The organism is Bradyrhizobium icense, from assembly GCF_001693385.1.
Classification (GTDB): domain Bacteria; phylum Pseudomonadota; class Alphaproteobacteria; order Rhizobiales; family Xanthobacteraceae; genus Bradyrhizobium; species Bradyrhizobium icense.
This window is the reverse complement of sequence record NZ_CP016428.1, coordinates 7,649,792-7,664,383: the sequence shown is the minus strand read 5'-3', so window position 1 is coordinate 7,664,383 and position 14,592 is coordinate 7,649,792. Positions and strand designations below refer to the sequence as shown.

Here is a 14,592-nt window from a genome sequence, read left to right as displayed (position 1 = left end):
GTAATTTAAACAATCCGAGGAGTTGACACTTCACTATTGCTGGATATGCAATAGTCGGATGGACCGGCTCGATGCCATGCAGGCCTTTGTCGCGGTGGCCGATCTGCGGGGCTTTGCTCCCGCGGCGCGCAAGCTCGGGCTATCCCCGTCCGGCGTCACGCGGCTGATTGCGGCGCTGGAGGATCGTCTGGGCGCACGCCTGTTGCAGCGGACCACGCGGCAGGTGACGCTGACCGATGCCGGCTCACGCTATCTGGAGCGGGCACGGCGAATTCTGGCCGACGTCGAGGAGGCCGAGGGCGCCGTCGCCGGCGAGCGCACGCGCCCCGAGGGGCAGCTCGTCATCTCGGCGCCGGTAGGGTTCGGCCGGCTGCATGTCAGCGCAATCGTGACCGCCTACCTGAAGCGCTATCCCGACGTCGGCATCGACCTCCGTTTGTCCGACCGCATGATCAACCTCGTCGAGGACGGTGTCGATCTCGCTGTTAGAATCGGCCATCTGCCCGATTCGACGCTGGTGGCGCGGCATGTCGGCGAGATGCGGCGGATCGTTGTGGCTTCATCAGGCTATCTCCGGGCGCGCGGCGAGCCGCAGCGGCCAGGGGACATTGCCGCGCATGACACGATCCAGTTCGGCGCCATGACCGCGGCGCTCGACTGGCGTTTCGTCGAGGATGGCCGCGAGATCCGCGTCGGCAGCACGCCGCGCTTCGCCACCAACAGCTCGGACGCCGCCATTCAATATGCCGAGCAGGACGGCGGACTGACGCGGGTGATGGCCTATCAGGCGGCCGAATCGCTGAAAGCGCGGCGGCTCAGAATCGTATTGGCAAAATTCGAACAGCCGGCGATGCCGATCCACATCGTCTATCCGACCTCGCGGCTGCTCTCGGCCAAGGTGCGCACCTTCGTCGATCTCGTCACTGAAATGGCCGACTGGCATTTTGGGTAAGCATCGTGCCCCGGACGCGGCGCAGCACGCGGTGGTGCGCCGCGCCGCGTCCGGGACACGATATCGCCGTTACGGCACCGGCGCCTTCTTCGGCACCACTCGAAACGTCGCATTGGCCCGCGCGATCACGGCGTCGTCGGCCTTGATCAGGCTCTGCGCGAAGCAGATCGTCTTGCCGGTCTTGACCACCTCGCTCTCGACCGCGAGCCACTGCCCGACCTCCGCGGTGCCGACGAAATCGACCGCCAGCCCGATCGTCACCAGCGACGACACCCCGCCCATCACATGGGCGCAGCTATGGCCCATGGCATTGTCGGCCAGCGCCGCAATCAGCCCGCCGTGGATCAGGCCACGGCCATTGGTGTGCGGCTTTGCCAGCCGCAGCCCGATGATGACGGCCTTGTCGGTCTTCTTCGAATACAGTGGCTCCCACGGATCGGTGAGCGGGCTCTTGCGGGTGTGCGGCTCGAAGCCCGCGGGAATGTCAGGTGCGGTCATTGGCGGCTCGCGGTGTGACAATGTCGTTCGTCATTAACGCTATCCGCGTGTGCGGCGCACCGCCTACAAAGTTTTAAACGGGATTTCGACGGGTGTTTGAAATGCCCGGCTGTCGTCACCCGCGCAGGCGGGTGACCCAGTATTCCAGAGACATCAGTGATAAAACCGAGAAGCCGCAGCGTACTGGATACCCCGCCTGCGCGGGGTATGACAAGCGAGGATGGGGATGGTGCCTCGATCACAGTCGCAATTGTACGGCCGCCGCTGCAAGTTCAAAACGGCAGCCCCACGTAATTCTCCGACAGCGACACGGACGCCGCCTTCGAGTTGACGACATAGTCCAGCTCGGCAAGCTGAATGCGTGCGCCGAATTCGCCCTCGTCGGGGAATTTGTGCAGCATCGAGGTCATCCACCAGGAGAAGCGCACCGCCTTCCAGACGCGCGACAATGCCTTGGCGGAATAATTATCGATGCCGGCGGAGGACTTTTCGTCGTAATATTCGCGCAGCGCCTGCGAGAGGTAATGCACGTCGCTGGCGGCGAGGTTCAGCCCCTTGGCGCCGGTCGGCGGCACGATGTGGGAGGCATCGCCGGCCAAAAACATCCGCCCGAAGCGCATCGGCTCGGCGACGAAGCTGCGCAGCGGCGCGATGCTCTTTTCGATCGAGGGGCCGGTGACGAGTTCGTCGGCTGCCTTCTGGTCGATCCGGCGCTTCAGCTCGTCCCAGAACCGCTCGTCCGGCCACTGATCGACGTGGTCGTCGAGCGAGCATTGCACATAGTAGCGGCTGCGGCGCATCGAGCGCATCGTGCACAGTGCAAAGCCCCGCGCATGGTTGTTATAGATCAGCTCAGGGCTGACCGGCGGAGTTTCCGACAGGATGCCGAGCCAGCCGAACGGATAGATCCGCTCAAACGTCTGGATCGCGGACGGCTTTACGCTGGCGCGGCTGATGCCATGAAAGCCGTCGCACCCGGCGATGAAGTCGCATTCGATCTCGTGGGTGACGCCGTCCTTCACATAGCTGACGCGCGGGCGGTCGGTGTCGAAATCGAGCGGTTTGACGTCGGCGGCCTGGTAGATGGTGGTCAGGCCGGCCGTCTTGCGCGCGTTCATCAGGTCGAGCGTCACCTCGGTCTGGCCGTAGATCATGACCGTCTTGCCGGTCGCGCCATGCAAGTCGATGCGGTGCCGCGCGCCGCCAAACGCCAGTTCCAGACCGTGGTGGACCAGCCCCTCGCGGTGGGCGCGCTTACCGGCGCCGACCTCGTCGAGCAGCGCCACCGTGCCTTCCTCGAGCAGGCCGGCGCGGATGCGGCCGAGCACGTATTCGCCCGTCTGGCGCTCGAGAATGACGTTGTCGATGCCGTAGAGGTGAAGTAGTTGCCCAAGCAACAATCCCGACGGACCTGCACCTATGATTGCTACTTTTGTCCTCAATACCCGCTCCTCCCGGTATTATAGGTTTCAAGCCGGCGGTTGCCCCCGGACCTGCAATAGTAGTTATATCATATAACGGTTTTGGCAAAGGACATTGGCGCGAAACAATACGGGCGTACTTCGCGGCGGTGCACATAGCGACCAGGGAGAGGAGACGACGCGGCCCGAATGTCCCGCCTTGAAAACGCGGGCGAGTTAGATAACATGTTAATTAATCAGGTCGGGCGGTCGAACAGCCCGCGTGCCAAGGGAGAGGATGCCGATGAGGAAAACATTTCTGGCGCTGCTGCTTGCAGCCGGCGTGACGCCTGCGCTGGCGCAGGAAAAGACCTTCGAGCTGAAATTGTCGCACTGGGTGCCTGCATCGCACCCGCTGCAGAAGGCTCTGGAAGACTGGGGCACGGCGGTCGAGAAGGAGACCGGCGGCACCGTCAAGTACAAGGTCTTTCCCGCCCAGCAGCTCGGCAAGGCGTTCGACCATTACGACATGGCGCGCGACGGCATCGCCGACGTCACTTACATCAATCCGGGCTACCAGCCCGGCCGTTTCCCGATCATCGGTGCGGGCGAACTGCCCTTCCTGATGTCGGACGCCAAGGGCGGCTCCATGGCGCTCGACGCCTGGTATCGCAAATATGCTGAGAAGGAGATGAAGGACGTCAAGTTCTGCCTGGCCTTCATCCATTCGCCGTCGACATTCCACTCCCGCCTGAAGAAAATCGTCACGCCCGAGGACATCAAGGGCATGAAGATCCGTCCCGCCCACGCCACGATGGCGAATTTCGTCACCCAGCTCGGCGGCACCAACGTACAGTCCTCCGCGCCTGAGGTCCGCGACATCATCGAACGCGGCGTCGCCGACGCCGTCACCTTCCCGTGGGGGTCGGTCGTGCTGTTCGGCATCGACAAGGTGACGAAGTACCACATCGAAGCGCCGATCTACGTCACGACGTTTGCCTTCGTGATGAACAAGGACAAGTACAACCAGATGTCTGACAGGCAAAAAAAGGCGATCGACAACAACTGCACCACGGAAGCCGCCGGCCGCGTCGGCGAACCCTGGGGCAAGTACGAGGACGCTGGCGTCGAGAAGATCAAGGCGTTGCAGGGTCACGAAGTCTACAAGCTGACGGCTGAGCAGACGGCGCAATGGAAGAAGGCGGCCGAGCCGCTGGTCAAGACCTGGGGCGAGGGCGTCAAGAAGAACGGCGGCGACCCGGACGCGGCGTTGGCAGAGCTCAAGGCCTCGCTCACCAAGTACAACGCGCTCGCGCAGTAACACCTACCGCGTCTGAGGCGGCGGCGGGGTTTTCCTGCCGCCGCGATCCTGCAGCCATCGTCAGCCGTTCGGAGCGCACATGAATCGCGCGCATATGGATCGCTTCATCGACACGATCGAATGGATCGCTGCCGCCTTTGTCGGCATCGTCGCCATCAACATTTTCATCGCGGTGATCCTGCGCAACACGTTGAACTATGCGATCCCCGACTCGTTCGACATCGGGCGCATGCTGCTCGGCATCCTGATCTTCTGGGGCATTGCCGCCACCAGCTACCGCGGCGGCCACATCACCGTCGACCTGATCTGGGCCAATGTCGGTCCAAAATACCAGCGCATGATCGACGTGTTCGCGACGCTGGTGCTGCTGTTCGTCGTCACGGTGCAGACCTATACCCTGTTCGACAAGGTGCGCGGCACCTACAACGACAACGTCCTGACGTTCGAGATGCACATGCCGACCTGGCCGTTCTTCGCGGTCGCCTGGGCCGGCGACGCCGCCGCGGTGCTGCTGATCGCGATCCGTACCTGGCGGCTGGTCTTCCATCCGGAGGATATCCACGACACCGACATCAAGACGACGGAGTAGGCCGCGATGAGTACCGATGCCGTCGCGGTCCTGGGATTCGTCACGCTGTTTGTGCTGATGCTGCTGCGCGTGCCGGTGGGCATGGCGATGGGGCTCGTCGGCGTCTGCGGCTTCGGTTATCTGGTTGGCTTCACCCCGGCGCTCAAGATGGTCGGCCAGACCTCGATGCGCACGGTGACCGACTACACCTTCGGCGTGATTCCGATGTTCCTGTTGATGGGGGCGTTCGTCAGCAATTCCGGCATGAGCCGCGAACTGTTCCGCGCCGCCAACGGCTTTGTCGGCCATCTGAGCGGCGGGCTTGGCATTGCTACTGTCGGGGCCTGCGGCGGCTTTGCCGCGATCTGCGGCTCTTCGGTGGCGACTGCTGCAACCTTTTCAGCCGTGGCCTATCCGGAAATGCGCCGCTATGGCTATCCGCAATCCTTTGCCACCGGCGTCATCGCGGCCGGCGGCACGCTAGGCGCCATGTTGCCGCCGTCGACGGTGCTCGCCGTCTACGGCATCATCACCGAACAGGACATCGGCAAGCTGTTCATCGCCGGCATCGTTCCCGGCCTGCTCGCCATTGCCATGTACATGGTTACGATCGCGCTGATTGGTTGGTTGCGCCCGGATTTCCTGCCGGCGGGGCCGCATACCAAATGGCGCGAACGCTTTGCCGGCCTGAAGAGCATCTGGGCGCCGGTGTTGCTGTTCATCTTCGTGATCGGCGGTCTCTACGGCCTGCCGTTTTTGCCGCGCTTTACGCCGACCGAAGCCGGTGGCGTCGGAGCCACCGGCGCACTGTTGATCGGCCTTTTCACCGGGCGGCTGAACAAGGAAAAAATCCTGGCTTCTTTGCTGCAGGCGACCCGCACCGCGGCCGCGGTTTTTACCGTGCTGATCGGCGCGCTGATCTTCGGTTATTTCCTGACGGTGACTCAGACCCCGCAGAAGGTCACCGAGCTGCTCACCGGCCTCGGCCTCGGTCCCTACGGCATCCTGGCCCTCATCATGGCGATGTATCTGGTGCTGGGCTGCCTGATGGACGCCATGGCCATGATCATCCTGACGGTGCCGATCATCTTTCCGGTGATCGTGCACCTCGGCTTCGACCCGATCTGGTTCGGCATCATCATCGTGATGACGGTGGAACTTGGCCTCATCTCTCCGCCGATCGGCATGAATGTCTTTGTCATCAAGAGCGTCGTCAAGGACGTGACGTTCTCCACGATCTTCCGTGGCGTGATGCCCTTCGTGGTGACGGACCTGATCCGGCTGGTAATCCTGATCGCGTTTCCGATACTGGCGCTGTGGTTGCCGCAACGCATGGCCGGATAGGGTGGTCCGATGGCTCCGCAGCTTTCGACGAAGTACGTCTTTACCATCACGGTCCGTATCGGCGAGGTGACTTCGGCCGGCGAGATCGGTACCGGCGTGCGCCGGATCATTCCGATCATCGGCGGCGAGGTAAAGGGAGAGGGGATCAACGGCAAGGTCTGCCCTTTTGGTGCCGACTTCCAGATCATCCGGCCCAACGAATTGATCGAACTGGAAGCGAAATACGCTTTCGAGACCGACGACGGCGCCGTCATCTATGTCGAGAACAGGGGCCTGCGTTTCGGTCCGGTCGAACTGCTGCAAAAGCTCAAGCGCGGCGAGCCGGTCGATCCGAAGCTGATCTATTTCCGCACCGTGCCGCGGTTCGAGACTGGGTCCGAAAAATACCGCTGGCTGATGCAAAACCTCTTCATCGGCTCGGCCGCCCGCCACGCCGACCGCGTGGTGATCGACGTGCATCAGGTGCTGTAGGCTTGGTCACCCTCCCCTGGAGGGGGAGGGTCGGCTCATGTTGAGCGCCGCGAAACATGAGGCGGGGCGGGGTGATTTCTCCACTCGGGCAGCGTTCGATGCGGAAAGACCGTCACCCCACCCCGCCGAGCATTCCGCTTCGCTCCATACTCGTCGACCCTCCCCCTCCAGGGGAGGGTAAGCAGCGGCCGTATTGACTCCTCCCAAAATCGTTATAAAACATAACTATTCTGCACAGGACCTAAAATAACCCATGGGAAACGCCTCCACCGCCTCAGCGGGTTCATCCGACCTGCTCAAGATCGAGCAGAAGGGCGCGGTGCTGACCGTGGGCCTCAACCGTCCGGCCAAGCGAAATGCGCTGAACGACGGCATCATCCTCGCGATCCAGGATTGCTTCTCCCATCTGCCCGAAGGCACAGGCGCCGTCGTCATCCATGGCGTCGGCGACCATTTCTCCTCCGGCCTCGACCTGTCCGAACTGACCGAGCATGACGCAACCGAGGGCCTGCGGCACTCGCAGATGTGGCACCGGGTGTTCGACCGCATCCAGTATAGCCGGGTCCCCGTGATCGCGGCGTTGAAGGGCGCGGTGATCGGCGGCGGGCTGGAGCTGGCCTGTGCCGCGCACATCCGCGTTGCCGAACCGAGCGCCTATTTCGCGCTGCCCGAGGGCCAGCGCGGCATTTTCGTCGGCGGCGGCGGATCGGTGCGGCTGCCGCGCCTGATCGGCGTGGCGCGGATGATCGACATGATGCTGACTGGGCGGGTCTATTCGGCGACCGAAGGCTCGGCCTATGGTTTCTCGCAATACCTCACGGACGCCGGCGGCGCGCTGCCGAAGGCGCTGGAACTGGCGGAGCGGGTAGCTGCGAACGCGCCGCTGACCAATTTTGCCGTGCTGCAGGCGCTGCCGATGATTGCGGAGGCCAATCCGCAAACCGGCCTTCTGATGGAATCGCTGATGGCAACCGTGGCGCAGAGCGACAAAGAGGCCAAGCGCCGCATTCGTGCGTTTCTCGATCACAAGACCGCAAAGGTAAAGCCGACCTGACATGAGCGCCAAGCCCGACATGTCCGCCTCGACCGTATCAGCCGCGCGTGCCGGTGATCATCCGTTACGCCCGATCTCGTTCGGTACGCCCGCGGTGCATGTCGAGCGCCGCGACGACGGCACCATCTATCTGCGGCCGAAAGCGCAACTTCGCGACTATCCGGTGCGCATCACCGATCGCCTGCATCATTGGGCCGCGGCGGCGCCCGACCGTGTCTTCATGGCGGAGCGCAATGCCGCTCGCGGCTGGCGTCAGATCACTTATGCCGAGCTGTTGGCGTCGTCGCGGCATATCGCCTCCGCGCTGCTGGCGCGCGGCCTTTCGGCTGAAAAGCCGGTCGTCATCCTGTCCGGCAATTCGGTCGATCACGCACTCGTCGCGTTCGGCGCGCTCTATGCTGGCATTCCCTTCTGTCCGGTATCGCCGGCCTATTCGCTGGTGTCGCGTGACTATGGCAAGCTCGGCTATCTGATGAAGCTGTTGACTCCCGGCCTCGTGTTCGCGGACGACGCCACGAAATTCGCCGATGCGCTCGCTGCCAATGTGTCGCTTGGTACCGAGATCGCGGCGTCGCGCGGCGTGGTAGCGGGACGCCAGGTCACGAGTCTGGCTGACCTGATGGCGGCGCCATTGCATCCGCGTCTCGACGCGGTGCACCAGGCGATCGGCCCTGATACGATCGCCAAGTTCTTGCTGACGTCGGGCTCGACCGGCAACCCGAAGGCCGTCATCAACACGCAACGCATGATCTGCGCCAACCAGGTCATGCTGCGCGAGACGCTGGCGTTCCTGAAGGACGAGCCGCCGGTCATCGTCGATTGGCTGCCGTGGAATCACACCTTCGGCGGCAATCACAATATCGGGCTGACGCTGTATAATGGCGGCTCGATGTACCTCGACGAGGGCAAGCCGATGCCCGGCGGCATCGAGGAGACCGTGCGCAATCTCCAGGAGATTTCGCCGACGGTCTATTTCAACGTGCCCAAGGGCTATGAATCGCTATTGCCCTATCTGCGCGACGATGCGGCCTTGCGCAAAAAATTCTTTGCCCGCCTCCATGCGATGTTCTTCTCGGGCGCCGCGCTGTCGGCCTTCGTCTGGAACAGCCTCGACGAATTGTCGGTCCAGGAAACCGGCTATCGCGTGCCGATGCTGACGGGTCTCGGCGCCACCGAGACTGCGCCGTTCTTCATGTCGGTCAATCCGATGACCAGCCGCTCCGGCCATGTCGGGCTGCCGGTTTTGGGCAATGATGCGAAACTCGTGCCCAACAACGGCAAGCTGGAGGTTCGCGCCAAGGGGCCGAACGTGATGCCCGGCTACTGGCGTCAGCCTGATATGACGGCGAAGTCTTTCGATGAGGAAGGCTTCTACAAGATGGGCGATGCGCTCAAGCCGGCCGTTGCAGACAATTTCGACGCCGGCTTCGATTTCGACGGCCGCATCGGCGAGGACTTCAAGCTTGCCAGCGGTACCTGGGTCAGCGTCGGCCCGTTACGCGCGCGCTTTGTCGCGGCCTGCGCACCGCTGGTGCGCGACGTCGTGATAGCCGGCATCAACCGCGACGAAATATCGGCACTGGTGGTGCTGGACCTCGACGGTTGCCGCCTGATCAATCCGACGCTTCCGCACGATGATCCGGCCACCGCAGCGTCGGACCCGCTGATCGTTGCGGCCTTCCGCGAGCGCTTCCAGAAGTTCGTCGCGGGCGCAACCGGATCATCGACCAGGATCACGCGCGCGGTGCTGCTCGATGCGCCGCTGTCGATCGACCGCGGCGAGGTCACCGACAAGGGCTCGATCAACCAGCGCGCGGTTCTGGAGAACCGCAGCGCGCTGATCGAGGAAATCTATTCGCCAGCGCCACCGGCGCAGGTCATTACGCTGTAACCGAATTCGTAACTGAGCTTGTCAGGGAGAGCACCATGCAGTTGAAGGACCAGGCCGCCATCGTCACCGGCGGCGCATCGGGATTGGGCGCGGCGACCGCGCGCCGCCTCGCGGCGCAGGGCGCCAAGGTCGCGGTCTGCGATCTCAACGCCAAGCTTGCTGAGGACGTTGCGGCCGAGATCGGCGGCATCGCCGTGATCTGCGATGTCTCCGACGCATCTTCAGCGGAAGCTGCGATCGCCAAGGCCGCGGCGGCGCATGGTCCGGCGCGCGTACTGGTGAACTGCGCCGGCATCGGCGTCGCCAAGCGCGTGATCGGCAAGGACGGCCCGATGGCGCTCGGCGATTTCGACAAGGTGATCAAGGTCAACCTGATCGGCTCGTTCAACATGCTGCGGCTGGCGACCGCTCCGATGTCGAAGCTGGAGCCCCTTCCGACCGGCGAGCGCGGCGTGGTGATCTCGACCGCCTCGGTCGCGGCTTATGACGGCCAGATCGGTCAGTCGGCCTATTCGGCTTCCAAGGGCGGCATCGTCGCCATGACGCTGCCGATCGCGCGCGAACTGGCGCAGTTCGGCATTCGCGTGCTGACGATCGCGCCCGGCCTGTTCCTCACGCCGCTGCTGGCCAATTTGCCGCAGGAAGCGCAGGATTCGCTTGCCGCCTCGATCCCGTTCCCGCGCCGCCTCGGCCAGGCCGACGAGTTTGCCTCGTTGGCGCTGCACATGATCGACAACCCGTATCTCAACGGCGAAGTGGTGCGGCTCGATGCCGCGCTTCGCATGGCGCCGCGGTAGGAATCCTACATGTTCGTCAACCGGCGCGACGTGCAGATCCAGTGGGGCGATTGCGACCCTGCCAACATCGTTTACTACCCGCGCTACTTCGCGATGTTCGACGATTCCACCTCGATCATGTTCGAAGCGGCCGGTTTTTCGAAACAGGACCTCATCCACAAATACGGCCTGGTCGGCATTCCCATGGTGGACACCCGGGCAAAATTCCATATCCCGTCTACCCATGGCGACTGGATCAGGATCGAAAGCCGGATCGAGAGCCTCAAGCGATCGAGCTTCGAGGTGGTCCACAACGTGTTCAAGGCCGACGCATTGGCGATCGAGGCGTTCGAGACCCGCGTGCTGGTCGGCAAGCATCCGGAGGATCCCGCGAAGCTGAAATCGGCGCCGATGCCGCCGGAGATCATCGAGCGTTTCATGCGGGGCTGACGGAGGCTCCCGCATGACCTAAAGAAGGGGCTGAATAGCCCACTGAGTTTTGCTTAATAGAATAAATAGATAATCAAGGGAGGAATGAATGAAGAAGGCCTTTTTGTCCGCTGCAGCCATTGTAGTGGCTCTCGCCTTGCCGGGCTCGCCGGCGGTGGCGCAGACCAACGAAATCACGATCGGTATCACCGTCACCACGACCGGTCCCGCAGCCGCTCTCGGTATTCCCGAGCGCAACTCGCTCGATTTCGTGCCGAAGGAAATCGGCGGCGTGCCGATCAAGATCATCGTGCTCGACGACGGTGGCGACCCGACTGCGGCAACCACCAATGCACGGCGGTTCGTGACCGAATCCAAGGCCGACATCATCATGGGCTCCTCGACAACGCCTCCGACGGTTGCAGTCTCCACGGTTGCGAACGAAGCGGGGATTCCGCATTTCGGCCTCGCGCCGCTCCCCATCAACGAGGCGCGCATGAAGTGGTCGGTCGCGATGCCGCAGCCGATTCCGATCATGGGCAAGGTGCTGTACGAGCACATGAAGGCTCACGGCATCAAGACCGTCGGCTTTATCGGTTTCGGCGATTCCTACGGCGATCTCTGGGCCAACGACTTCAAGGCTCAGGCCGTCCCGATGGGGTTGACCATGAGCACCGAAGAACGGTTTGCTCGTCCGGATACCTCGGTCGCAGGCCAGGCGCTGAAACTCGTCGCCGCCAATCCCGACGCGATCTTGGTCGTCGCCTCCGGTACCGCCGCGGCGCTGCCGCAGACCACGCTGCGCGAGCGCGGCTACAAGGGCCTGATCTACCAGACCCACGGCGCCGCCAGCATGGACTTCATCCGCATCGCAGGTCCCGCGGCGGAAGGCGTGATCATGGCTTCCGGTCCGGTGATGTCGCCGGAGTCCCAGCCCGACAGCGCGCTGACCAAGAAGCCCGGCCTGGCGCTCAACACCGCCTACGAAGCCAAGTATGGCGCCAACAGCCGCAGCCAGTTCGCCGGCCATTCCTACGATGCCTTTGAAGTGCTCAAGCGCGTGATACCGGTGGCGCTGAAGAAGGCCAAGCCGGGCACGCCGGAATTCCGCGAGGCGATCCGTCTGGCGCTGATCTCGGAGAAGGAAATCGCGGCGAGCCAGGGCGTTTACAACTTCACCGAAAAGGATCGCTACGGTCTCGACGACCGCTCGCGCATCATCCTGACCGTGAAGGATGGCAAGTACGTCCCGGCGAAGTGAGGGTGCGGCCTGTAGGGTGGGCAAAGCGAAGCGTGCCCACCGTAGACTTGCGAACAGGAGAGATGGTGGGCACGGCGCAAGTGCGCCTTTGCCCACCCTACGGGAGCTGCCCTTACGGCGTCACCCGCTAAATCCCGCTTGCGCCCTCGTGCTGGAAGCCGAGATAGCTCGCCGCGACGCGCTCGTTGCTGGCGATATCCTTGGCTGGCCCGGAGAGGATAAATTCGCCGAGTTCCATGACATAGGCGCGGTCGGCGATTTTAAGCGCCGCTTGCGCATTCTGTTCGACCAGCAGCACCGACACGCCGGCGGCGCGCAACTCGCCGATGGTGCGGAAGATATCGGCAACGATGATCGGTGCCAGCCCAAGGCTCGGTTCGTCCAGCATCAACAGTTTTGGCGCCCCCATCAGGGCGCGGCCCATCGCCAGCATCTGCTGCTCGCCGCCCGACAGCGTGCCGGCCAATTGCTTGCGCCGCTCCTTGAGCCGCGGAAACAGCGTGTAGACCCGCTCGAACGACCTTGCCGCGGTTGCCTTCGGAATCCGGAAGGCGCCGAGCTGCAGATTGTCCTCGACGTTCATCGTGCCGAACAGTTCGCGGTGCTCCGGCACCAGACAGAGCCCCGCCGCGACGCGATCCTCGATGTCGAGCGGAGTCATATCGGCGCCGGCGAAGGCGGTGGCGCCCTTGAGTGGCAGGACGCCCATGATGGCGTTCAGCAGCGTGGTCTTGCCGGCGCCGTTGGCGCCGATGATGGTGACGATCTCGTCGTCGGCGACATCGAGCGAAACCGAGCGCACGGCTTCGACCTTGCCGTATGAAACGTGGGCGTCGGAGACCGATAATAGCGCGCTCATGCGGTTGCTCCGAGATAGGCTTTGATCACATCGGGATTGGTTTTGATCGCGTCCGGTGTGCCCTCGGCGATCTTGGTGCCGAAATCGAGCACGACGACGCGATCGGCGAGATCCATCACAAAACCCATGTCGTGCTCGACCAGCAGCACCGACATGCCGCCGTCCCGCAATTGACGGAGCAGGGCGGCGAGCCGCTGTTTTTCCATGTGGCGCAGTCCTGCGGCCGGCTCGTCGAGCAGCAGCAGCAGCGGATCGACGCACAGCGCGCGTGCAATCTCGACGATGCGCTGCTGGCCGAGCGAGAGGCTTCCCGCCAATTGATCGATCTGGTCGCCGAGGCCGACGCGCTCGATCTGGCGGGCGGCTTCTGCCAGCAGTTTCGCCTCGTCGGCCCGGTCGAGCCGGACCATGCTGGAGATCGCGCCCGCAGACCCTCGCAGATGCGCGCCGATCGCGACGTTCTCCAGCACGGTCATGTCAGGCACCAGCTTGACGTGCTGGAAGGTGCGCGCGACGCCGAGCTTTACCACCTCCTGCGGCGGAGCGTTGTCGACCTTGTGGCCGAGCACGGAGATCGTTCCGCCGGTTGTCGTCAGCACGCCCGTGATCAGGTTGAAGGTCGTGCTCTTGCCGGCGCCGTTGGGGCCGATCAGGGCGACGATCTCGCGGGCCTGAACGTCGAAGGAGACGTCGTTGACGGCGATTACGCCGCCGAACTGCTTGCGCGCCTTCTCGATCTGCAGGAGCACGGCAGACGAAGGCTGTTCGCGCACCGGCTTGGCAAGCGGAAGCGACGCATCGGGCTTCCTGCGGCCCGGCTGGATCGGCAGTCGCGACATCAGCCAGGGCCAGACGCCGGTCGGCGCCAGTTGCAGCAGGACGACCAGCAGGATGCCGAACACGATGGTCTCGAGCTGGCTCTGGCCGCCGAAGATATAGGGCAGATAGCTCTGCAGGATCTCCTTCAGGATCACGACGATACCCGCGCCGAGCACCGCGCCCCAGACATAGCCCGCGCCGCCGACCACGGCGATGAACAAATATTCGATGCCGGCATGTGCACCGAACGGAGTCGGATTGGCGGCGCGCTGGAAATGCGCGTAGAGCCAGCCGGAGAGGCCGGCGAGCACAGCCGCATAAACGAATACCAGCAGCTTGGCCCGCGGTGTCTGCACGCCGAACGCTTCACCCGCGATATGACCGCGTCGCAATGCGCGGATGGCGCGACCGGTGCGGGAGTCCAGCAGGTTCATGGTCAAGAGCGCCGAGACCAGCACCGCGATCCAGATCGCGAAATAGATCGTGCCGGGATCGAGCATCCGGAAACTGCCGATCGACAGCGGCGGGATGCCGGAGATGCCGTCATTGCGGCCGAGAAATTCCAGCTTGCTGAACAGGTAAAACAGGCCGATGCCCCAGGCGATGGTGCCGAGCGGCAAATAGTGGCCGGACAGCCGCACCGTGACGATGCCGAGCAGGACGGCTGCGATGCCGCTGACCACGAGCGAGAGCGGCAGCGTCAGCCATGGCGAGAAGCCATAGGCCGTGGTCAAAACTGCCGTGGTGTAGGCGCCGAAGCCGCAGAACGCGGCCTGGCCGAAGGAGGTGAGACCGCCGACGCCGGTCAGGAGTACGAGGCCCATCGCCACCAGCGCGGCGAGGCCGATATTGTTGAGCAGCACGATCCAGAACGGCGGCATGCCCGGGATGAACGGGATCGCCGCCACGACCGCTGCGAAGATGACGAGAGGGGTGCGCTGCTTCATCG

14 protein-coding genes are annotated in these 14,592 nt (G+C 63.5%); 10 read left to right on the top strand and 4 right to left on the bottom strand.

Translation table 11 applies throughout. From position 1 onward, the window contains the following. Nucleotides 1–58 precede the first annotated feature (58 nt). Complete coding sequence (locus LMTR13_RS35545) at nt 59–952, top strand: LysR family transcriptional regulator (protein ID WP_065731806.1); 894 nt, start codon at nt 59–61, stop codon at nt 950–952. A gap of 69 nt (nt 953–1,021) precedes the next feature. Here the strand turns inward: LMTR13_RS35545 and LMTR13_RS35540 are convergent, their stop codons facing one another. After that, nucleotides 1,022–1,450, bottom strand: a complete 429-nt coding sequence (locus LMTR13_RS35540) for a PaaI family thioesterase (protein WP_065731805.1) — start codon at nt 1,448–1,450, stop codon at nt 1,022–1,024. Between the two features lie 272 nt (nt 1,451–1,722). Further along, entirely contained in the window at nt 1,723–2,892 is a 1,170-nt protein-coding gene (gene pobA / locus LMTR13_RS35535) for a 4-hydroxybenzoate 3-monooxygenase (RefSeq protein ID WP_065731804.1), read from the bottom strand. Between the two features lie 262 nt (nt 2,893–3,154). On the opposite strand from pobA, the gene LMTR13_RS35530 reads away from it, so the two are divergent. From LMTR13_RS35530 to LMTR13_RS35490, 9 genes are all read left to right on the top strand, one after another. Next, the gene (locus LMTR13_RS35530; RefSeq protein ID WP_065731803.1) at nt 3,155–4,171 is read left to right on the top strand and encodes a TRAP transporter substrate-binding protein; all 1,017 of its coding nucleotides are present in this window, start codon (nt 3,155–3,157) and stop codon (nt 4,169–4,171) included. 79 nt (nt 4,172–4,250) lie between these two features. Then, on the top strand, nt 4,251–4,760 hold the full coding sequence (locus LMTR13_RS35525; RefSeq protein ID WP_065731802.1) for a TRAP transporter small permease: 510 nt from the start codon (nt 4,251–4,253) through the stop codon (nt 4,758–4,760). Nucleotides 4,761–4,766: 6 nt separating this feature from the next. Then, entirely contained in the window at nt 4,767–6,083 is a 1,317-nt protein-coding gene (locus LMTR13_RS35520; RefSeq protein WP_065731801.1) for a TRAP transporter large permease, read from the top strand. 9 nt (nt 6,084–6,092) lie between these two features. After that, nucleotides 6,093–6,554 carry a DUF3237 domain-containing protein gene (locus LMTR13_RS35515; RefSeq protein WP_065731800.1) on the top strand — a complete coding sequence of 154 codons (462 nt, stop codon included), beginning with the start codon at nt 6,093–6,095 and terminating at the stop codon, nt 6,552–6,554. 253 nt (nt 6,555–6,807) lie between these two features. Continuing rightward, the gene (locus LMTR13_RS35510) at nt 6,808–7,608 is read left to right on the top strand and encodes a crotonase/enoyl-CoA hydratase family protein (protein ID WP_065731799.1); all 801 of its coding nucleotides are present in this window, start codon (nt 6,808–6,810) and stop codon (nt 7,606–7,608) included. A 1-nt stretch (nt 7,609) separates the two neighbouring features. Then, nucleotides 7,610–9,499, top strand: a complete 1,890-nt coding sequence (locus LMTR13_RS35505) for a feruloyl-CoA synthase (protein WP_065731798.1) — start codon at nt 7,610–7,612, stop codon at nt 9,497–9,499. 35 nt (nt 9,500–9,534) lie between these two features. Beyond that, nucleotides 9,535–10,296: an SDR family NAD(P)-dependent oxidoreductase gene (locus tag LMTR13_RS35500; protein WP_065731797.1), complete on the top strand. Its 762-nt coding sequence runs from the start codon at nt 9,535–9,537 to the stop codon at nt 10,294–10,296. A 9-nt stretch (nt 10,297–10,305) separates the two neighbouring features. Further along, the gene (locus tag LMTR13_RS35495; protein ID WP_065731796.1) at nt 10,306–10,725 is read left to right on the top strand and encodes an acyl-CoA thioesterase; all 420 of its coding nucleotides are present in this window, start codon (nt 10,306–10,308) and stop codon (nt 10,723–10,725) included. A gap of 88 nt (nt 10,726–10,813) precedes the next feature. Then, a complete protein-coding gene (locus LMTR13_RS35490) occupies nt 10,814–11,965 on the top strand; it encodes an ABC transporter substrate-binding protein (RefSeq protein WP_065731795.1) in 1,152 nt (383 codons plus the stop codon). A 127-nt stretch (nt 11,966–12,092) separates the two neighbouring features. Here LMTR13_RS35490 and LMTR13_RS35485 read toward each other — a convergent pair whose 3' ends face one another. Both LMTR13_RS35485 and LMTR13_RS35480 read right to left on the bottom strand, forming a co-directional pair. Continuing rightward, the gene (locus LMTR13_RS35485; protein WP_065731794.1) at nt 12,093–12,824 is read right to left on the bottom strand and encodes an ABC transporter ATP-binding protein; all 732 of its coding nucleotides are present in this window, start codon (nt 12,822–12,824) and stop codon (nt 12,093–12,095) included. Next, complete coding sequence (locus LMTR13_RS35480; RefSeq protein ID WP_065731793.1) at nt 12,821–14,590, bottom strand: branched-chain amino acid ABC transporter ATP-binding protein/permease; 1,770 nt, start codon at nt 14,588–14,590, stop codon at nt 12,821–12,823. The genes LMTR13_RS35485 and LMTR13_RS35480 overlap by 4 nt, the downstream gene beginning before the upstream one ends. Nucleotides 14,591–14,592: the final 2 nt, after the last annotated feature.